The sequence below is a fragment of the uncultured Ferrovibrio sp. genome, from assembly GCF_937960835.1.
Lineage (GTDB): Bacteria > Pseudomonadota > Alphaproteobacteria > Ferrovibrionales > Ferrovibrionaceae > Ferrovibrio.
In genome coordinates this window covers 220,966-240,280 of the sequence record NZ_CALGPC010000002.1, presented here as the reverse complement: position 1 = coordinate 240,280, position 19,315 = coordinate 220,966, and the positions used below count along the sequence as shown (strand labels likewise).

Annotated in this window: 21 protein-coding genes; 8 read left to right on the top strand and 13 right to left on the bottom strand. The window is 63.0% G+C overall.

Going from position 1 to position 19,315, the window contains the following annotated elements; genetic code table 11:
- Positions 1-42: 42 nt before the first annotated feature.
- From Q0603_RS02010 to Q0603_RS02000, 3 genes are read left to right on the top strand one after another with little or no spacing between them, the layout of a single operon-like run.
- Positions 43-1,212, top strand: a complete 1,170-nt coding sequence (locus Q0603_RS02010; protein WP_298721266.1) for a bifunctional 2-C-methyl-D-erythritol 4-phosphate cytidylyltransferase/2-C-methyl-D-erythritol 2,4-cyclodiphosphate synthase — start codon at positions 43-45, stop codon at positions 1,210-1,212.
- A 2-nt stretch (positions 1,213-1,214) separates the two neighbouring features.
- Positions 1,215-1,667 (top strand): phosphatidylglycerophosphatase A, encoded by a 453-nt coding sequence (locus Q0603_RS02005; protein ID WP_298721264.1) that lies wholly within the window; start codon positions 1,215-1,217, stop codon positions 1,665-1,667.
- A gap of 5 nt (positions 1,668-1,672) precedes the next feature.
- Complete coding sequence (locus Q0603_RS02000) at positions 1,673-2,179, top strand: CinA family protein (RefSeq protein WP_298721261.1); 507 nt, start codon at positions 1,673-1,675, stop codon at positions 2,177-2,179.
- Here the strand turns inward: Q0603_RS02000 and Q0603_RS01995 are convergent.
- The 9 genes from Q0603_RS01995 to Q0603_RS01955 form a co-directional block, all read right to left on the bottom strand.
- Positions 2,176-3,552 (bottom strand): malonyl-CoA decarboxylase, encoded by a 1,377-nt coding sequence (locus tag Q0603_RS01995; protein ID WP_298721259.1) that lies wholly within the window; start codon positions 3,550-3,552, stop codon positions 2,176-2,178. The two genes, Q0603_RS02000 and Q0603_RS01995, sit on opposite strands and share 4 nt — an antisense overlap.
- A gap of 77 nt (positions 3,553-3,629) precedes the next feature.
- Positions 3,630-4,106 carry a type II toxin-antitoxin system RatA family toxin gene (locus Q0603_RS01990; protein ID WP_298721256.1) on the bottom strand — a complete coding sequence of 159 codons (477 nt, stop codon included), beginning with the start codon at positions 4,104-4,106 and terminating at the stop codon, positions 3,630-3,632.
- Between the two features lie 4 nt (positions 4,107-4,110).
- The gene (gene lipA / locus Q0603_RS01985; RefSeq protein ID WP_298721450.1) at positions 4,111-5,064 is read right to left on the bottom strand and encodes a lipoyl synthase; all 954 of its coding nucleotides are present in this window, start codon (positions 5,062-5,064) and stop codon (positions 4,111-4,113) included.
- 92 nt (positions 5,065-5,156) lie between these two features.
- Complete coding sequence (gene lpdA / locus Q0603_RS01980; RefSeq protein WP_298721253.1) at positions 5,157-6,563, bottom strand: dihydrolipoyl dehydrogenase; 1,407 nt, start codon at positions 6,561-6,563, stop codon at positions 5,157-5,159.
- A 10-nt stretch (positions 6,564-6,573) separates the two neighbouring features.
- Positions 6,574-7,278 (bottom strand): SDR family oxidoreductase, encoded by a 705-nt coding sequence (locus Q0603_RS01975; RefSeq protein WP_298721250.1) that lies wholly within the window; start codon positions 7,276-7,278, stop codon positions 6,574-6,576.
- 9 nt (positions 7,279-7,287) lie between these two features.
- The gene (locus tag Q0603_RS01970; protein ID WP_298721247.1) at positions 7,288-8,571 is read right to left on the bottom strand and encodes a pyruvate dehydrogenase complex dihydrolipoamide acetyltransferase; all 1,284 of its coding nucleotides are present in this window, start codon (positions 8,569-8,571) and stop codon (positions 7,288-7,290) included.
- Positions 8,572-8,584: 13 nt separating this feature from the next.
- Positions 8,585-9,991 carry a pyruvate dehydrogenase complex E1 component subunit beta gene (locus Q0603_RS01965; RefSeq protein WP_298721244.1) on the bottom strand — a complete coding sequence of 469 codons (1,407 nt, stop codon included), beginning with the start codon at positions 9,989-9,991 and terminating at the stop codon, positions 8,585-8,587.
- A 20-nt stretch (positions 9,992-10,011) separates the two neighbouring features.
- Positions 10,012-11,028, bottom strand: a complete 1,017-nt coding sequence (gene pdhA, locus Q0603_RS01960; protein ID WP_298721241.1) for a pyruvate dehydrogenase (acetyl-transferring) E1 component subunit alpha — start codon at positions 11,026-11,028, stop codon at positions 10,012-10,014.
- Positions 11,029-11,173: 145 nt separating this feature from the next.
- A complete protein-coding gene (locus Q0603_RS01955; RefSeq protein ID WP_298721238.1) occupies positions 11,174-11,485 on the bottom strand; it encodes a septum formation initiator family protein in 312 nt (103 codons plus the stop codon).
- A gap of 155 nt (positions 11,486-11,640) precedes the next feature.
- Here Q0603_RS01955 and Q0603_RS01950 point away from each other — a divergent pair, with 155 nt between their 5' ends.
- From Q0603_RS01950 to Q0603_RS01940, 3 genes are read left to right on the top strand one after another with little or no spacing between them, the layout of a single operon-like run.
- Positions 11,641-12,243 (top strand): DUF1190 domain-containing protein, encoded by a 603-nt coding sequence (locus Q0603_RS01950; protein WP_298721235.1) that lies wholly within the window; start codon positions 11,641-11,643, stop codon positions 12,241-12,243.
- A 12-nt stretch (positions 12,244-12,255) separates the two neighbouring features.
- On the top strand, positions 12,256-13,386 hold the full coding sequence (locus tag Q0603_RS01945; RefSeq protein WP_298721232.1) for a glutathionylspermidine synthase family protein: 1,131 nt from the start codon (positions 12,256-12,258) through the stop codon (positions 13,384-13,386).
- 7 nt (positions 13,387-13,393) lie between these two features.
- Positions 13,394-13,819, top strand: coding sequence for a DUF350 domain-containing protein (locus Q0603_RS01940; RefSeq protein ID WP_298721229.1), 426 nt, complete (start codon positions 13,394-13,396; stop codon positions 13,817-13,819).
- A 3-nt stretch (positions 13,820-13,822) separates the two neighbouring features.
- Here the strand turns inward: Q0603_RS01940 and Q0603_RS01935 are convergent, their stop codons facing one another.
- Positions 13,823-14,734 carry an AraC family transcriptional regulator gene (locus Q0603_RS01935; protein ID WP_298721226.1) on the bottom strand — a complete coding sequence of 304 codons (912 nt, stop codon included), beginning with the start codon at positions 14,732-14,734 and terminating at the stop codon, positions 13,823-13,825.
- A gap of 222 nt (positions 14,735-14,956) precedes the next feature.
- Here Q0603_RS01935 and Q0603_RS01930 point away from each other — a divergent pair, with 222 nt between their 5' ends.
- Both Q0603_RS01930 and Q0603_RS01925 read left to right on the top strand, forming a co-directional pair.
- Positions 14,957-15,700: an SDR family oxidoreductase gene (locus Q0603_RS01930; protein WP_298721223.1), complete on the top strand. Its 744-nt coding sequence runs from the start codon at positions 14,957-14,959 to the stop codon at positions 15,698-15,700.
- Positions 15,701-15,730: 30 nt separating this feature from the next.
- Positions 15,731-16,444: an Atu4866 domain-containing protein gene (locus Q0603_RS01925; protein ID WP_298721220.1), complete on the top strand. Its 714-nt coding sequence runs from the start codon at positions 15,731-15,733 to the stop codon at positions 16,442-16,444.
- Positions 16,445-16,455: 11 nt separating this feature from the next.
- Here the strand turns inward: Q0603_RS01925 and Q0603_RS01920 are convergent, their stop codons facing one another.
- From Q0603_RS01920 to kdsA, 3 genes are all read right to left on the bottom strand, one after another.
- Entirely contained in the window at positions 16,456-16,800 is a 345-nt protein-coding gene (locus tag Q0603_RS01920) for a hypothetical protein (RefSeq protein ID WP_298721217.1), read from the bottom strand.
- A complete protein-coding gene (gene eno, locus Q0603_RS01915) occupies positions 16,797-18,077 on the bottom strand; it encodes a phosphopyruvate hydratase (RefSeq protein WP_298721214.1) in 1,281 nt (426 codons plus the stop codon). Before eno ends, Q0603_RS01920 begins: the two co-directional genes overlap by 4 nt.
- A 246-nt stretch (positions 18,078-18,323) precedes the next feature.
- Positions 18,324-19,169: a 3-deoxy-8-phosphooctulonate synthase gene (gene kdsA, locus Q0603_RS01910; protein ID WP_298721211.1), complete on the bottom strand. Its 846-nt coding sequence runs from the start codon at positions 19,167-19,169 to the stop codon at positions 18,324-18,326.
- Positions 19,170-19,315 lie beyond the last annotated feature (146 nt).

The window sequence follows — 19,315 nt, the reverse complement described above, 5'->3', positions numbered from 1 at the left end:
GACCCTTGGCCAGTTCCCGGCCCCTCGGCTAGGGTGCCCGGCATGCAAGCTGCCGCATTGATCGTCGCGGCCGGCCGGGGATTACGGGCCGGAGGAAACAAACCCAAGCAATATCAATTGCTTGGCGGAAAGTCATTGCTGCGGTACAGTATTGACGCCTGCCTGCGTCACCCCGCAATAGCACGGGTGACGGTCGTGATCCACCCCGATGATGTGGAAAGCTATCGCGCCGCGACCATTGGCCTGGAAAGCCAGCCCCGCCTTACCGCCCCTTGCCTGGGCGGGGCGACCCGGCAGGATTCCGTGCGGCTGGGGCTGGAAGCCCTGCAGCAATATGCTCCGGATACGGTGCTGATCCACGACGCGGCCCGGCCCTTCCTGCAGCCGGACCGGATCGATGCGCTGCTCGGCATGCTGAAGGAAGCGCCGGGTGCCATCCTGGCGATTCCTGTAGTCGATACTTTGAAGCGTGACGACGCCGGCCTCGCCAAAGGCGGCGTGGACCGCTCAGGCCTGTGGCGCGCCCAGACCCCGCAGGCCTTCCGCTTTGCCGATATTCTGTCTGCGCATCGCAAGGTTGCTGGACTTGCTTTGACAGACGATGCCGCCGTGGCGGAGCAGGCGGGCCTGGCCGTGCGCTTCGTGCCCGGCAGCGAGGAGAATTTCAAAGTGACCGAACCCGAGGATTTCGCGCGGGCCGAAAAACAATTGCTGCTGCAGCTGCCCGATATCCGCACCGGTCAGGGTTTCGATGTGCATGCCTTCACGGACGAGGCTGGCCGAAAACTGATGATCGGCGGCATCGAGGTGCCGCATGAGAAAGGCCTGGCCGGTCATTCGGATGCCGATGTGGCCTTGCATGCCTTGACCGACGCAATACTCGGCGCGCTCGGCACTGGCGATATCGGTCAGCATTTCCCACCCAGCGATCCGCGCTGGAAGAATGCTGACTCCGCTGCCTTCCTGGAACATGCCGTCAGCTTGGTGCGCGGGCGCGGCGGCATCATCGCCCATGGCGATGTGACGATCATCTGCGAAGCGCCCAAGATCGGCCCGCATCGTCAGGCGATGCGCGAGCGCATCGCTCAGATCATGGAGGTCACCGTCGACCGCATCAGCGTGAAAGCCACGACAACCGAGAAACTGGGCTTCACCGGCCGCCGCGAAGGCATCGCCGCGATGGCAACTGCAACGATCCGCCTGCCGGCCTGATCATGCGGCCGCTGATTTTCCTCCTCTGCACCTGGTTCGGCCTTGGCAAATTGCCGCGCGTGCCGGGAACGTGGGGATCGCTCGGCGCCCTGCCCTTTGCCTGGGGTTTGCAATATCTCGGCGGGCCCTGGGCACTGGCGGTTGGCACTGCTTTCGTCGCTCTCCTGTCGCTTTGGGCGATACGCCTGTATCTCATCTACTGGCCCGGCGACGATCCGGGCGAAGTCGTGATCGACGAAGTGGCTGGTCAATGGATGACCCTGGTCTTCGTGCCCCTCGACTTCACGCTCTACGCTTTCGCTTTTTTCGCCTTCCGCTTCTTCGACATGGTAAAGGTCTGGCCGGCTTCCTGGGCAGACCGTAACCTCACCGGCGCGCCCGGCGTGCTGATCGATGATCTCTTCGCCGGCGTCTATGGCATGCTGACCATGCTGGTACTGCTCTATTACTGGTGAAATCGATGGACGATACCCTGCTTCGCCTGGCCGAAGACCTGCTGGCCAGATGCCGCGCCAAGAAACTGATGCTGGCGACAGCAGAATCCTGTACGGGCGGATTGATCGCGGCGACGCTGACCGAGATCGCCGGCTCGTCCGATGTGTTCGAGCGCGGTTTCGTCACCTACTCCAATGCGGCGAAATCGGCACAGCTTGGTGTGCCCGCTGAAATCATCGCCGGGCATGGCGCGGTGTCGGAAGAAGTGGCGCGCGCCATGGCGGAAGGCGCATTGCGCAAAAGTCAGGCCGATATCGCTATTGCCTGCACTGGCATCGCGGGTCCGGGTGGCGGCACTAAGACCAAGCCCGTTGGCCTCGTTCACATCGCCGTCGCCGGGCGCGACATGGCAACCATGCATCAGCGCATGACCTACGGTTCCATCGGCCGCAGCGCCGTGCGCAGCGCCACGGTGGAGGATGCACTCTCCCTGGCGCGGGAAATGGTCGAGGAGATCGGCGTCGCCCGCTAAAGCGCCGCCAGACGCCTCACTTCGCTGGACGCCGCAATGGTGCCATCGCGCTGGAAGCGTTCGTGGTTCTGATCGATATCGTCCAGACGATAGAGATAATTCACCATGATCCCCGCCGACTGCGTCATGCCGTTTTTCGAGCGGTCGCCCAGCCAGTTCAGACGATGCACCGTGGCGCCGTTGCTCAAATGGAAGCGCGCCACCGGATCGCGCGGCCGGCCGCGCTCCTGCGCAGTCAGCAGATAGCGCGCGCATAGCCGCAGCAGAACCGGCTTCATCGCCTCAGCCAAAGGCGGATTGTCGACCCAGCTATTGTCCTTCAGCAGGCTGGGCAGCATGCCCTTGGAAAACCGCTTGCCGAGCGCCTCGCGGAGCTTCTCGCGCGCATCCGCGCTGACCAGGTCCGGCGTGCCCTGTGCAATCGCTTCGTTCAGCCATTTGCAGAAGCCCGGGATCGGCGACAGCGTCGAGAACTGCTTCAGATGCGGCAATTCGCGGGAGAGATCGTCCACCACGCGCTTGATCAGGAAGTTGCCGAACGAAATCCCGCGCAAGCCGACCTGCGTGTTCGAGATCGAATAGAAGATCGCGGTATCGGCCTCGCGCGGATCGAGCACGGGCGAGGATTGATCGAGCAGAGCCTGCACATTGCCGGCGATGCCTTTCACCAGTGCGACCTCGACGAAGATCAGCGGCTCCAGCGGCATGCGCGGATGGAAGAAAGCATAGCAGCGCCGGTCGCTGTCCAGCCGGTTGCGCAGATCGTCCCAGCTTTCGATGGCATGCACCGCCTCATAGGCAATCAGCTTTTCCAGCAGGGCCGCCGGGCTGTTCCAGGTGATGCGCTGCAATTCCAGGAAGCCGACATCGAACCAAGCGACGAACAGATCCTCCAGATCGGCATCGAGGATGGCGAGTTCCGGCGCGTCTTTCTTAAAGCGGAAAGCATCGGCGCGCAGATCGACCAGGAATTTGACACCCTGCGGCAGAGCCGTGAATTGTGTTAGCAGGCGCTGCCGCGGCGGGGTCAATGCCAACCGCAGCTTGCGTTCGGCCTTGTGGCGGGAGACTGGATCGGGCGCCGACTGGACTTCGGCGATGGCTTTATCCAGCTCGGCGGCGTCAGCGGAAAATCCGTTCGCCAAGGTCTGCAGGAAAGCGCGTTTGCCTTCGTCGGTCAGGCCCAGATAAAGCCGTCCCAGGGCTGCGGCACGGGCGCGTGCTGATACCTCGCCGCCGCGCGCCTCAAGGCATTCGCTGAACAGGTGCCGCAGCCGCTCGACATCCTTCTGCCCAAGCGCCCCCTCCCGGCCAATCTGGCCTGTCTCGTCGCCGCCTGCGATGCCGCGCCAGACGCCCACCAATCCTCGCAAGCCACGTTCCAGTAAGTTTCCGGAGACTGGCAAGGTGGGCAACGCGACCATCGGCGGGCCTCCATTTTTGCTGCGGATCAGGCAGCGGTTATCGTAGCACCAGGCGGTAACGATAATCCATTCTCGCCGTAAAGCTGGCGAGCGCGTGTCTCAAATGCGGCGACCATGCGGCGCACCGCTTCATTGAACAGTAACTCGATGGTTTTTTGCAGAAGCCGCGAGTTGAATTCGAAGTCGACATAGAAATCGATTTCGCAGCCTTGCGGATGCGGCAGGAACTTCCAGTGATTCCTCAAATATTTGAACGGCCCTTCGGCGTATTCGACATCGATCCGCATGGCCTGCGGATCGAGTGTCACCCGGGAGGTGAAACGCTCGCGAAACATTTTGAAGCCGATAATCAGGTCGGCCACCATCAGTTTCTCGCTGCGCTCGCGGATGCGGGCGCCCAGACACCAGGGCAAGAATTTGGGGTAGTGTTCCACACCCGCGACCAGAGCAAACATCTGGTCCGGCCGGTATGGCAGGACACGCTTTTCTGCGTGGGTCGGCACGCTGCTATTCTCCAGCCGCCGCCAGCTTGGCCTCTCGTGCAGCACGCAGCTTGGCAAAATCATCGCCGGCGTGATGCGACGAGCGCGTCAGCGGCGAAGACGCAACCATCAGGAAGCCCTTGGCATAGGCCAGTGTCTTGTAAGCCTCGAATTCGGCCGGCTCGACGAAACGCGCCACCGGGGCGTGCTTGCGGGTCGGCTGCAGGTACTGGCCCAGCGTGATGAAATCGACATCGGCGGCGCGCAGATCGTCCATGACCTGCATCAGCTCGATTTTGTCCTCGCCTAAGCCCACCATCAGGCCGGACTTGGTGAACATCGAGGGATCGATTTCCTTCACCCTGGCGAGCAGTTGCAGCGAGGCGAAATACCGCGCGCCCGGACGGATCGTCGGATAGAGGCGCGGCACGGTTTCCAGATTGTGGTTGAACACGTCCGGCTTCGCCTTCACCACCGCTTCGATGGCACCGGGCTTGCGCAGGAAATCCGGCGTCAGCACTTCAATCGTGGTCTTGGGCGACGCCTCGCGGATCGCTTCGATGGTGCGGACGAACTGGCTGGCGCCGCCATCGGGCAGGTCGTCGCGGTCGACCGAGGTGATCACCACGTGATGCAGCCCCAGCTTGCCGACGGCATCGGCGACATTCTGCGGCTCGTGTGGATCGAGGCTGCCCGGCTTACCGGTGGCGACATTGCAGAAAGCGCAGGCGCGGGTGCAGACCGCGCCGAGGATCATGAAGGTGGCGTGACGCTGCTTCCAGCACTCGCCCAAATTCGGGCAGGCCGCTTCCTCACAGACCGTGTTCAACTTCAGGTCGCGCATCAGCTTGCGCGTCTCCGCCACTTCCGGCGCGGTCGGCGCTTTCGCACGAATCCAATCCGGCTTGCGAAGCAGCGGCGTGTCCGGCTTATGGGCCTTCTCTGGATGGCGGAGCTGCGGTTGCTGTACGGTCACGATCTTACCCTCTGGGCCTGCCTCACGACTGAGGTAGCGCCCTCTTTTATACAGGAAACCCCCGTTTCTGAAACCGGCCCGCCCCGGCCGGAAAACTAGTAATTCAGGGCCCTGCCATAGGCATCCAGCACCGACTCATGCATCATTTCGCTCAAGGTCGGGTGCGGGAAAACCGCATGCATCAACTCGACTTCCGTGGTTTCCAGGGTCTTGGCAATGCCAAAGCCCTGGATCATCTCGGTCACTTCGGCGCCGATCATATGAGCACCCAGCAGCTCGCCCGTCTTGGCGTCGAAGACCGTCTTCACGAAGCCCTCCGGCTCGCCCAGGGCAATCGCCTTGCCGTTGGCGATGAAGGGATACCGGCCCACCTTCACCTCATAGCCCTTGGCCTTGGCGGCTGCCTCGGTCAGGCCGACGCTGGCGATCTGAGGCGTGCAATAGGTACAACCGGGGATGTTGGATGTATCCAGCGGATGTACATCCTTCAGCCCGGCGATCTTCTCCACGCAGATCACGCCTTCATGGCCGGCCTTATGCGCAAGCCAGGGCGGCCCGGTCAGATCGCCGATGGCATAGACGCCCGGCTCGTGGGTCCGGCTGTATTCGTCGACCACGATATGGGACTTCTCGACTTTGACCTTGGTACCTTCCAGGCCGATGTTTTCGACATTGCCAACGATGCCAACCGCCAGGATCACGCGATCGACCGTAAGCTGGCTTTCCTTCCCGGCCTTGTCCTTCAGTGTGGCAGTGACGGTGTCGGCGCCCTTCTTGAGCGCCGTCACCGTCGTGCCGACATGGATCTTCATCCCCTGCTTCTCGAAGGCCTTTTGGGCGAAAGCCGAAATCTCTTCGTCTTCCACCGGCAGGATGCGATCGAGCACTTCCACCACCGTCACTTCGCAGCCGAGCGTGCGGTAGAAGCTGGCGAATTCGATGCCGATGGCGCCGGAACCGATGACCAGCAGCGACTTGGGCAGAGCCGGCGGCACCATCGCTTCCTTGTAGGTCCAGACGAGCTTGCCATCCGGTTCCAGGCCCGGCAGCGCGCGCGCGCGAGCGCCGGTGGCGAGGATGATGTGCTTCGCCGTCAGGTCGGCGACCGGCTTGCCGTCCTTGGTGACTTTCACCTTGCCCGGGCCATTGAGCGCGCCATGGCCGTCGAACACCGTGATCTTGTTCTTCTTCATCAGGTGCTTCACGCCCGATGAAAGCTGCGCGGCGACTTTGCGCGACCGCTCGACCACCTTGGCGGTGTTGATCGTTACCTTGCCTTCGACGGTGAAACCAAAAGCCTCGGAATGTTTGATGTTGCTGTAGATCTCGGCTGAGCGCAGCAAGGCCTTGGTCGGGATGCAGCCCCAGTTCAGGCAGATGCCGCCCAGATGCTCGCGCTCCACGATGGCCGTCTTCATCCCGAGCTGGGCTGCGCGGATGGCGGTGGTATAGCCGCCCGGGCCCGAGCCGACGACGATGACATCGAAACTGGTATCAGCCATGGGCCTCTCCTCAGACTGAGCGGGTAATGCCGCCGTCGACGCGAATATTCTGGCCGGTGATGTAACTGGCCTGCTCCGACAGCAGGAAGGCCACCGTATCGGCGATCTCGCGCACGGTGCCGTAGCGCTTCATCGGGATGCGGGCGACGCGCTCGGGCTTCGAGGGCAGGCTGTCGATGAAGCCCGGCAGCACATTGTTCATGCGGATACCCTGGGCGGCATACTGATCGGCATAGACCTTCGAAAAGCTGGCGACCGCAGCGCGCACCGGACCCGAGATCGGGAAATCCGCCTCAGGCTCGAAAGTGGCGTAGGTGAGCAGATTGACGAAGGCGCCACCGCCCTGCTTCAGCATCACCGGCGTCACCAGCCGCACCATGCGGACGACCGCGAGATGCACCAGCTCGAAACCGGTCAGCCAGGCGGCATCGTCCAGGTCCTGCAGCGCGCCCTTGGGCGGATGGCCGGTATTGTTCACCACCGCATCGATGCGGCCGTATTTATCCAGCGTCAGATCGACCAGCGCTTTGAGATCTTCCGCCTTGGCATTCGAGCCAGCAAGGCCGACGCCGCCGAGGCTTTCCGCCAGAGTCTTCGCGGCCCCTGACGGCGACATTGCCGCCACCTTGTATCCATCGGCTGCGAGCTTCTTCAGCACCGCAGCCCCCATGCCCTTGCCGGCGCCGGTGACAATCGCGACTTTCGCTTCAGCCATGTCGCGCCCTCACAGCAGCATGGTCAGCGGGTCGTCGATGAACCCCTTGAAGGCCTGCAGGAACTCCGCACCCACGGCACCGTCCACAACGCGGTGATCGACCGACAGGGTGCAGGTCATCACCGTGGCCGGAACGATCTGGCCGTTCTTCACCACCGGGCGCTGTTCGCCCATGCCGATGGCAAGGATGCAGCCCTGCGGCGGATTGATCACCGCCTCGAACTGCTTGATGCCGAACATGCCGAGATTGGAGATCGAGAAGGTGCCGCCCTGATATTCCTCGGGCTTCAGCTTGCCCTCGCGGGCACGCGCGGCGAGATCCTTCATCTCGGCCGCGATTTGCGTCAGGCCCTTCGTCTCAGCCTGCTTCACGATCGGCGTGATCAGGCCGTTCGGCGTCGCCACCGCAACCGAAATATCGGCATGCTCGTAGAACAGCAGGCCGCTCTCATCATAAGAGGCATTCGCCGCGGGCACCTTCTTCAGCGCCAGGGCAACGGCGCGGATGACGAAATCGTTGACGCTGATCTTGGTCTCGGACTTCTCGTTCAGCCGCTTGCGGAAGGCCAGCAGTTCGTCGATCTCGGTGTCGATGGTGAGATAGAAATGCGGCACCGTCTGCTTGGCTTCGGTAAGCCGCCGCGCGATCGTCTTGCGCATGCTCGACAGCGGCTCCAGGCGATAGGGCATCTTGAGCAGATCGGCGAGCTGACGCGCGCCGGGGCCGCTTGCCACGGGCGCAGCTGCAGCACCGGGCTTCGCCGTCGCCGCCGTGCCCTTCGGTGCCGCTTCGATATCCGCCTTGACGATGCGGCCATGCGGGCCGCTGCCCTTCACCGTTTTCAGATCGATGCCCGCCTGCTGCGCCAGACGGCGCGCCAAAGGCGAGGCAAAAATGCGTTCGCCATCCTGCCTCGGTGCCAATACAGCAGCGGCCGGTGCAGCAGGCTTCGCTTCAGGCTTGGCTTCCGCTTTCGGCGCAGGTTCTGCCTTAGCTTCAGGCTTCGCCGCGGGCTGCGCGCTGCCAGCCTTGATGTCGGCGGCGGACTCGCCTTCCTCCAGCAGCACAGCAATCGGCGTGTTCACCGCCACACCCTCGGTGCCTTCGGCGACCAGGATCTTGCCCAGCTTGCCCTCGTCGACGGCTTCGAATTCCATCGTCGCCTTGTCGGTCTCGATCTCGGCGATGATGTCGCCCGCCTTGATCTCGTCGCCCTCTTTCTTGTGCCACTTCGCCAGCTTGCCTTCCGACATGGTCGGCGAAAGGGCCGGCATCAGGATTTCGATTGGCATCCGTCAGCCCTCCCTAGCGGTAGCACACGGCTTTCGCCGCCTGGACGATCTCATCCACGCTCGGCAGCGCCAGCTTTTCCAGATTGGCCGCGTAAGGCATCGGCACATCCTTGCCGGTCACGCGGGTCACGGGCGCGTCGAGATAGTCGAAAGCAAGCTCCATGATCGAGGCGGCGATCTCGGCGCCGACACCCGATTGCGGGAAGCCCTCTTCCACCGTCACCAGCCGGTTGGTCTTCATCACCGACTGCACGATGGTTTCCTTGTCCATCGGGCGGATGGTGCGCAGATCGATCACTTCGGCATCGATACCTTCGGCCGCGAGCTTTTCCGCCGCTGCCAGGGCATGGCCCACCGAAATCGAATAGCCGACCAGGGTGACGTCCTTGCCCGGACGCGCGATGCGCGCCTTGCCGATGGGAACGATGTAGTCGTCCAGCTTCGGCACGTCGAAGCTGCGGCCATAGAGGATTTCGTTTTCCAGGAAGACGACCGGGTTCGGATCCCTGATCGCCGCCTTGATCAGGCCCTTCGCATCGGCCGCGCTATAGGGGGCGACCACCTTCAGGCCCGGAATATGCGAATACCAGGCGGCGTAATCCTGGCTATGCTGCGCGGCGACCCGCGCAGCGGCGCCGTTCGGGCCGCGGAACACGATGGGGCAGCCCATCTGGCCGCCTGACATATACAGCGTCTTGGCCGCTGAATTGACAATCTGGTCGATCGCCTGCATCGCGAAGTTGAAGGTCATGAATTCTACGATCGGACGCAGGCCACCAAAGGCCGCGCCGACGCCAAGGCCCGCGAAGCCCTGTTCAGTGATCGGCGTGTCGATCACGCGTTCGGCGCCGAACTCGTCCAGCAGGCCCTGGCTGACCTTATAGGCGCCCTGATACTGGCCGACCTCCTCGCCCATGAGGAAGACGTTTTTGTCGCGGCGCATCTCTTCCGCCATGCCTTCGCGGATCGCTTCGCGCACCGTCATGGTGACGAACTGCGTGCCTTCCGGAATCTCCGGATCGGCGGCGATCTTCGGCTGCGGCGACGGCGCCGCAGTGACGGCGGACTCTCCGGGCTTGGTCGCCTCGGCGGGCTTGTTGTCGCTGGCCGGCGCCTGCGGCGCGGCTTTCGCTTCCGGTTCGGCCTTCGCCTTGGCCGGTGCCGCGCCCGGCTTCTCGTCTTCGCCGCGCAGCACCGCAATCGGCGCATTCACGGCGACATTCTCGGTGCCCTCGGGCACCAGGATCTTGTCGAGGATGCCTTCGTCGACGGCTTCGAATTCCATCGTCGCCTTGTCGGTTTCGATCTCGGCGATGATGTCGCCCGCCTTGATCTCGTCGCCTTCCTTCTTGTGCCACTTGGCCAGCTTGCCCTCGGTCATCGTCGGCGACAGCGCGGGCATCAGGATCTCGATTGCCATGATTGTTCCTCCCTACCCGCTTATGCTTCGACGTAGACGTCGGTCCACAATTCCGACGGATCGGGTTCGGGGCTTTGCTGCGAGAAGTCCGCGGCTTCCTGCACGATATCCTTCACTTCCTTATCGATCGCCTTCAACGCATCTTCATCGGCCAGCTTGTTGTTCAGCAGCAGGGCGCGCACCTGATCGATCGGATCGTGTTCGGCGCGCATCTTGGTGACCTCTTCCTTGCTGCGGTACTTCGCCGGATCGGACATCGAATGGCCGCGATAGCGATAGGTCATCACTTCAAGGATGATCGGGCCCTTGCCAGAGCGGCACCAGTCCACCGCCTCCTCGCCTGCTTCCTTCACCGCCAGCACGTTCATGCCATCGACCTGCCGCCCCTGGATGCCGAAGCTTTCGCCGCGCCTGTACAGAGCCGGCTGGGCCGAGGCGCGCGTCACTGCGGTGCCCATGGCGTATTGATTGTTCTCGATTACGTAGATGACCGGCAGCTTCCACAGCTCGGCCATGTTGAAGCTTTCGTAGACTTGGCCCTGATTGGCCGCGCCGTCGCCGAAATAACAGAAGGTGACGTTGTCGGTCTTGTTGTACTTCTGGGCGAAGGCGAGGCCCGTGCCTATCGGCACCTGCGCGCCGACGATGCCATGGCCGCCATAGAAATGCTTCTCGCGGCTGAACATGTGCATCGAGCCGCCCTTGCCCTTCGAATAGCCGCCGATGCGGCCGGTCAGCTCCGCCATGACGCCTTTCGGGTCCATGCCGGTGGCCAGCATATGGCCGTGGTCGCGATAGGCGGTGATGACGGCATCGCCCTGCTTGGCGCAGGCCTGCAGGCCGACGACCACCGCTTCCTGGCCGATATAGAGGTGGCAGAAGCCGCCGATCAGGCCCATGCCGTAAAGCTGGCCTGCCTTCTCCTCGAAGCGGCGGATCAGGAGCATATCTCGGTAATAGCGGAGCAGTTCATCTGCCGGGGGCAATTTGCCCGCCTTCTTGCCGCCTGCCTCAGCGGTTTTTCCCGCTTTCGCCATCGTTTCCTCCTGATCGCTCGAAACCTTGGCCCAGATCGCTGGCCGGAGGGGAAGATGGCGCCCAAGTTAAGTTAAAACAAGGATTTCTCCGGGATTAACCTGATTTCGGTTAATTCGTGTAATTCCCTTTCGCGCCACCCTCGGATCAGCGTCCGAGAATTACTAAATCGCGGTCCTTCACCATCCCCAGGACTCGGCGGGATTGCTCTTCCAGCATGTCGGCATCCAACCGGTCGGCCCGCAAAAGGTTCACCCGGCGCTCCAGGGTCTGACGCTCCGCCGTCACCTCGGCCAGGGCGGCTTCGGTTTCCTGGATCTGCAAGGTCAATCGGGTATAGGCATTGATCCCATGCTCACCTTCGACGGCGTGATAACAGAAATAGGCGATCGCAGCGAAACAGATCACCGGAACGACCGCGGCAAGCGAATGACGACGAATTTCGTGAAGAGCACTCATGGAACGAATCGAATCACATCCGAGTCGCCGGGTCAAACGATTTTCATCGGATTGGCCCGATTCTTATCTATGAGTCAAAGATTTAGGGAAGTTTGTATGCAGCGGGGCGGCCCCAGCCTCTTCCCCATCGCCCAAGGCGGCATTATGTTGCCGGCATGCACAAGAAATCTCGCCGCAGACCTCGTACAATTCGCCTCGCACTGCTCGGTACGGTCGGCCTGATCGGCTTGGCCGGCTGTGAACAGCAGGATCCCTTAGCGGGCCATGACGTGCTCCGCGATCAGGCCGAATGCTCCAGCCGGCCCGATCCCGACGCCTGCCGCATGGCCCTGGCCGATGCCCGCGCCGCCCATGTGCAGACCGCCCCGCGCTTCGCCAGCCTGAGGGAATGCGAGGATGCCTTTGGCGAGGGCAATTGCGGTACGCCGGACCGTATCCTGGCTGGCAACGACGCCTTCTCGGCCGCTCAGCCGGCCGGCGATCCCAATCAGCCGGCACAAGAACAGCAAGCGCGCTCTTCCGGCGGCGTCTTCATGCCGCTGCTGATGGGCTACATGCTGGGCCGCTCGCTCGGCGGCCCCTCGCCCTGGGGCGCGCAGCCGCTGTATCGCGATCCCAACAACATGGCCTATACCGGCAACCGTCCGCTGGGCCAGCTTAGCGGTACGCGTTTCCCCGATGCCCCGAAGGCGACGCCGACCAGCGTTGCGCGGGGCGGTTTCGGCCGCACGGGCGCCAGCTACTCCGCCGCGAGCTGAGGCCCTCCAGTCATGGAGCGCCTTGCCGTCGAGCCCCGTCCCAACTGGCGCGAGCGCGCCGAGAAAATCGGCTTTGCCTTTCACACGATCGACGGCGAACCCTATTGGTGCGAAGACGCCGCCTATCGCCTCACCGCCGCACAGGTCGATGAACTGGACGATGCCGCCCAGCGGCTCGAAGACATGTGCATGGAACTGGTCGACGAGATCGTCGCCCGGGGCGATTACGCGCCGTTCCATCTTCCCGACCAGGCCTGCAGCCTGATCGAGGAATCCTGGCGCCGCCAGGACAAGAATCTCTACGGCCGCTTCGATCTGGCCTGGAACGGCCATGGCGCGCCCAAGCTGCTCGAATACAACGCCGATACGCCAACCGCGCTCTATGAAGCGAGCGTCGTGCAATGGGAATGGCTCGACAGCTATTGCTCCCATTGCGACCAGTTCAACGGCATCCACGAGACGCTGATCGAGGCCTGGAAGCATTTCGGCCTCTGGGGCCATCGCGTTCATTTCGCCTGCGTGCGCAATCATGAGGAAGATTTCGGTACCACCGAATATCTGCGCGATACTGCCGTGCAGGCCGGCCTCGATACCGGACGCCTCTACATCGACGAGATCGGCTGGAACGGCAAACGCTTCGTCGATCTGCAGGCGAAGCCGATCACCGTGCTGTTCAAGCTCTACCCCTGGGAATGGCTGCTGCAGGAAGAATTCGCCCAGCATATCGGCCCCAGCGGCACCCGGATGATCGAGCCGCCATGGAAGATGCTGCTCTCCACCAAGGCGCTGCTGCCCCTGCTTTGGCAGCGCTGGCCGGAGCATGAAAATCTGCTGCCCGCTTCCTTCGATGCCTCCGCCATCCAGGGGCAGAAGATCGCCAAGCCTCTCTGGGGCCGCGAAGGCGCCGGCATTACGCGGCTGGCCGCCAATGGCGACATCCTCGAACAGACGCCCATGCAGGGCGATCCGACCGTCGATGCGATGGTCTACCAGCAGGCCATCGACATGCCATGCTTCGATGGATTTTATCCCGTGCTCGGCGTCTGGGTTGTCGCCTCCCGCGCCTGCGGACTTGGCATCCGGGAGGACCGTAGCGCGATCACGCGCAACACCAGCCGTTTCGTTCCACACCTTTTCGAGTGAGACCGACATGATCAGCACGACGCCGCCGAATTTCGGGCGCTATCTCTACACCTTGCCGGATTTCGCGCTGTATTTCGTCACCGCGCTGATCCTGCTGATGATCTTTCTGGTGGTCTACACCAAGCTGACGCCGCAACACGAATGGCGCCTGATCAAGGAAGGCAACAGCGCCGCAGCCATCTCGCTCAGCGGCGCAACAATCGGCTTCGCCCTGCCCCTCGCCGCCGCCATCATGAATTCGCAAAGCCTGGTGGACGCTGCTGTCTGGGGCGTGGTGGCCTTGATCATCCAGTGGGGCACCTTCATCGCCGCCCGCTTCCTGGTGCCGCGCCTGCCCGAGCGCATTACCAATAATGAAACCTCCGCCGGCATCGTTGCCGCAGGCCTGAGCCTCGCCGTGGGCGTGCTGAACGCGGCCTGCATGACTTACTGACGATCACGCCGCCGGCTGATCCAGACCGAATTCCTGCAACTGCCGCAGCCGGGTTATGTCGCGCACCGGCGGCGCGCCGAACATCCGGCTGTATTCGCGGCTGAACTGCGATGGGCTTTCGTAGCCCACCATGAAGCCGGCCGTCGCCGCATCCATCGCCTGGCTGAGGATCAGCCGCCGCGCTTCCTGAAGCCGCAGCTGCTTCTGGTATTGCAGCGGGCTCATCGCCGTCACCGCCTTGAAATGGTGATGCAGCGACGACGGACTCATGCCGGCGGCCCTGGTGAGCGCGTTGATGCTGAACGGCTCCGCGTAATGACGCTTGATCCAGGTGATCGCTCGGTTGATTTGCTGCAGCTTGCTGTCGGCTAGCGCGATCTGGCGCAGCTTCGCCGCCGCGTCGCCCAGCAGCAGCCGGTAAAGGATTTCCCGCTCCGCCAGCGGCGCCAGGGCCGCGATATCGCGCGGCGTTTCCAGCAGCTTCAACAGGCGGATCACGGCATCGAGCAGTTCCGGCGTCATCGTGCCCAGCGTGATCCCCGATCCGGGCGCTTCGTCTCTTCCTCGATCCAACTCGAGTTCCATCAGCAGTGCGCCGATCTGGGCCGGATCGAAATCCAGGCGAAAACAAAGATACGGCTCTGCCGCGCTGGCCTCCGTCACCTGCCCGACCACCGGCACATCGACCGACACGACCAGATAGCAGGACTTATCGTAGGTATAGACCTGATCGCCCAGCATCACCTGCTTGCGTCCCTGGGCGAGGATACACAATGCCGGCTGGTGCAGGGCATGCAGCGGCTCGGTCGGCTTGGTCGAGCGGATCAATCCAACGCGTGGGATAGCAGTGGCATGGACGCCGTCGCGGCCGCTGAAGCGGTCGATCAAGCCTGCCAGTTCCCGATACCGCTCCATGTACCCGCCTCCCGTTCTGAAGAATACTTCGTCGGAAAACGGCGGATTTCGGCCCGCCGGCAGCACTGACATTAGGCCGACCGGCACAGACCGGCCATGATGGCGGCCACATTTTCGGAGGATTGTGCAATCACCGCGGAGAACTGATCTACCGCCCTTGGCGCTTGTTGATCCACCTTGGCCCGCACGGGAACGAGACCCGAGCGAACCAGGGAGATCGTCATGTCCACCCAGAACAGCCTGAACGGCAAAGTCATTCTGATCACCGGCGCCAGCAGCGGCATCGGCGAAGCCACGGCCCGCCTGCTGGCGCAGCAGGGCGGCAGGCTGCTGCTCGGCGCGCGGCGCACCGATCGTCTGGAGAGGCTGGTGAACGACATCCGCGCAGCTGGCGGTACGGCCGCGTTCCGCAAGCTCGATGTCACCGACGCCGCCGACATGGCCGCCTTCGCCGGTCATGCCAAACAGCTCTACGGCCAGATCGACGTGATAATCAACAATGCCGGGGTCATGCCGCTATCTGCATTGTCGGCGCTGAAGTTCGATGAATGGAACCGCATGATCGACGTCAATATCCGCGGCGTGCTGCATGGCATCGCCGCCGTTCTGCCGGTGATGAAGGCGCGTGGCGAAGGCCAGATCATCAACCTCGCTTCCATCGGCGCGCATCACGTCTATCCGACCGCGGCCGTCTACTGCGCCACAAAATATGCCGTCTGGGCCATTTCTGAAGGCCTGCGGCAGGAAACCGACAGGATCCGCGTCTCCGTGATTTCGCCCGGCACGACGGAATCCGAACTGGCCGACAGCATCACCGATCCGGCCAGCAAGGAAGGCATGAAAAGCTTCCGCAGGATCACCATTCCAGCGGCCGCCGTTGCTCGTGCCATGGCTTACGCGATCAGCCAGCCCGCCGATGTCGACGTCAGCGAGATCATCGTTCGCCCCACTGCCAGTCCCTATTGAGGATGCCAGCCCCCAATGAGGAGATGGGTCATGAAGCATAGCCCGATATTCGCCGCCCTTCTGTTAGGCGCCGTCGCCGGCTGCGCACCCGCCGCGGCGCAGACGGAGACCTCAGAACGCCGCCAGCGCGGTGAAGCGGTGATGAACGCGCTCAATCTCGGCCAGCCGCAACCGGCTCTCGAAGCCCTGCGCCGCGACTTTCCGTTCCTCGCCGATGCAATTACCGACTACGCGCTGGGCGAGGTCTGGGCGCGGCCCGGCCTGGATCATCGCACCCGGCAGCTTGTCACCGTTGCCGCCTTCGCCGCCTTGGGCAACCGCGCGCAGATGAAGATCCATGCCGCCTATGCGCTGAACCATGGCGTCAGCCGCGAGGAATTGAAGGAAGTCGTCTATCTGACCACCGTCCTTGCCGGCTTTCCGCGCGCCATCGACGCGGCGATGACGCTGACCGAGCTTTTCAACGAACGTCCGGCACAGGAGGCTGCGATGCAGAATGTGGACGCTAAAAATGCAGATGTCGTCGGCATGTGGGTCAGCGAAGACGGCAATATCCGTCTCGAGATGCTGCCCGATGGCCGATATGATGAAGCGCGCGGCAGCCGCAAGAGCGCCTATACCGGACGCTACCGCGTGCAAGGCAATCAGATTGAGTATTTCGACGATTCAGGTTTCACGGCCAAAGGCACCTTGACCAATGGCGTGCTGACCGCAGGCCCGGATCGTTTCCGGCGTCAGCAATAGCGAAGAAAAAATCAGCGACAGCGCAGCAGGCGGCGGTCCGCCTCGATGGTCTCGTCGAAGGCTACAAGGCGGTTTGGCGTCAGATCGAGCACGATCAGCGCCAGTTCCCGGTCGGGCTCATTCTCATCCAGCAGGATGATGCGGTCGCGGCCGGTCTTGTAGCTGCCTTCGCGCGGCTCGGCCTCATCAAGGGTGGAGCGGAACGTGCCATCGGCGCTGAATTCGATCAATTCGCCCGCTTCGCAGCGCTCGCGGCTTACCGCCCAGCGGCCGACCACGTTCAGCGATTGCGCCGCGGCCGCGCTTGCGAAAAGCGCGACCGCCGCAGCAATCAGAAGTCCCTGCTTCAAGCTCACTGCCGCTTCAGGGCCGCAAGGCCCGGATACTTCGCAGCGACATCGAGCTCCTGCTCGATGCGGATGAGCTGGTTGTACTTCGCCAGCCGGTCGGAACGTGCCAGCGAGCCGGTCTTGATCTGGCCGCAATTGGTCGCCACCGCCAGATCGGCAATCGTGCTGTCCTCGGTCTCGCCCGAGCGATGTGACATCACTGCGCGATAGCCGTTCTTATGCGCAAGCTCAACGGCTTCCAGCGTCTCGGACAGCGTGCCGATCTGGTTGACCTTGACCAGGATCGCATTGCCGATGCCCTTCTCGATGCCCTGAGCGAGGCGCTTCGGGTTGGTGACGAACAGGTCATCGCCGACGAGCTGCACGCGGTTGCCGATGGCCTCGGTCAGCAGCTTCCAGCCGTTCCAGTCGTCCTCGGCCATGCCGTCTTCGATGGAAACGATGGGATAATCGCCGACCAGCTTCTGCCAGTATTGCGCCATGCCGACCGGATCGAGCGTCAGGCCCTCGCCCTCCAGATGATACTTGCCGTCCTTGAAGAACTCGGTGCTGGCAGCATCGAGTGCGATCATCACGTCCTGGCCGGCCTTGTAGCCCGCCGCTTCAATCGCCTGCATGATGAAGTCGAGCGCGCCGCGGGTGCTCGGCAGGTTCGGCGCGAAGCCGCCCTCGTCGCCGACATTGGTGTTGTGGCCGGCATCCTTCAGCTTCTTCTTCAGCGTATGGAAAACCTCGGCGCCCATGCGGATGGCATCGGCGCAGGTCTTGGCCGAAACCGGCATGATCATGAATTCCTGAACATCGATCGGATTGTCGGCATGGGCGCCGCCATTGACGATGTTCATCATCGGCACCGGCAGGACATGCGCCGCCGCGCCGCCGACATAACGATAAAGCGGCAGGTCGGCCTCGGCCGCGGCCGCCTTGGCCACCGCCAGGCTCACGCCCAGGATGGCATTGGCGCCCAGACGCGCCTTGTTCGGTGTGCCGTCGAGATCGATCATCGTGCGGTCGATCTTGAGCTGCTCACTGGCCTCGAAGCCTGAGATCGCATCGAAGATCTCGGTGTTCACAGCCTCGACGGCTTTCTGCACGCCCTTGCCCAGATAGCGGCTCTTATCGCCATCGCGCAGTTCAACCGCCTCATGGGCGCCGGTGGATGCGCCCGAGGGCACGGCGGCGCGGCCGAAGGCACCGGATTCCAGCACCACATCCACCTCGACCGTGGGATTGCCACGGCTGTCGAGAATTTCCCGCGCCACGATGTCGCGAATGCCGCTCATGCCAAAACCTCTGGAAAGCTGGATAAAAAGGGAAAATTGCCGCCGAAGGGATAGCCCGGCAGGCGGCCCGGGGCAAGGGGCCCAATGGTGGCAAGTTGAAGGCAGACGGCAGCACCGTCAATGCCCTTTCCGTCATAGCCGGGCTTGCCCCAAGCCTCTGCCACAGAACGGCAAAAAAAACCGCGGCCAGAAAAACGTTTCCCGGCCCCGCGGGCGACGGAAATTCACAAGAAAAGACAGCGGCGCTTAATGCGTGCTCTTCGCCAGATGGTCGAATTCGAGCAGCTGCTCGAGGATCGGCTCCAGCTTGTCGAACTGCACCATGTTGGGGCCGTCCGAGGGTGCGTTGTCCGGGTCCTTGTGGGTCTCCATGAACACAGCCGCCACACCGATGGCCACCGCCCCGCGTGCCAGCACCGGCACGAAGCGACGGTCGCCGCCCGAGGCCGTGCCCCTGCCACCCGGCTGCTGCACCGAATGGGTGGCGTCGAACACCACCGGACAGCCGGTCTCGGCCATGATCGGCAGCGCGCGCATGTCGTTGACCAGCGTGTTGTAGCCAAACGACACCCCGCGCTCGCACAGCATCACGTTCGGATTGTTGCAGTAGTCGAACTTCTCAACGATGTTCTTCATGTCCCAGGGCGCGAGGAACTGGCCCTTCTTCACGTTGACCGGCTTGCCGGTCTGCGCGGCTGCCACCAACAGATCGGTCTGACGGCACAGGAAGGCCGGGATCTGCAGCACGTCGACGCTGTCGGCGACGAGACGACACTGCTCTTCGGTATGCACGTCGGTGATCACCGGCAGGCCGAGCGTCTCGCGTATCTCGCGGAAGACCGGCAGCGCGTTCTCAAGGCCGAAGCCGCGGTTGCTGCGGATCGAGGTGCGGTTCGCCTTGTCGAAGGAAGATTTGTAGATGAAGTTGATCCCGAGCTTCTCGGTCAGCTCCTTCAGGCTGCCAGCCATGTCCAGCGCGTGTTCGCGGCTTTCCATGGCGCAGGGACCGGCGATCAAGGTCAGCGGCAGGTCGTTGCCGATCTCGAAGTCTCCGACCTTCACATGGCGGATGGGATTCTGAGCCTCGCTCATAACGTCACTCTCCTGATCTCACGCCCCGCGCCTAGTTTACAGACCGGGACTGGATTTGTCGCCGCCTGACATATGGCAGGCGGGTGCAATAAACATGGCCGCCCTTTGCCCGTCGTCATGCCCGGGCATGACGCTCTTGCGGGTGA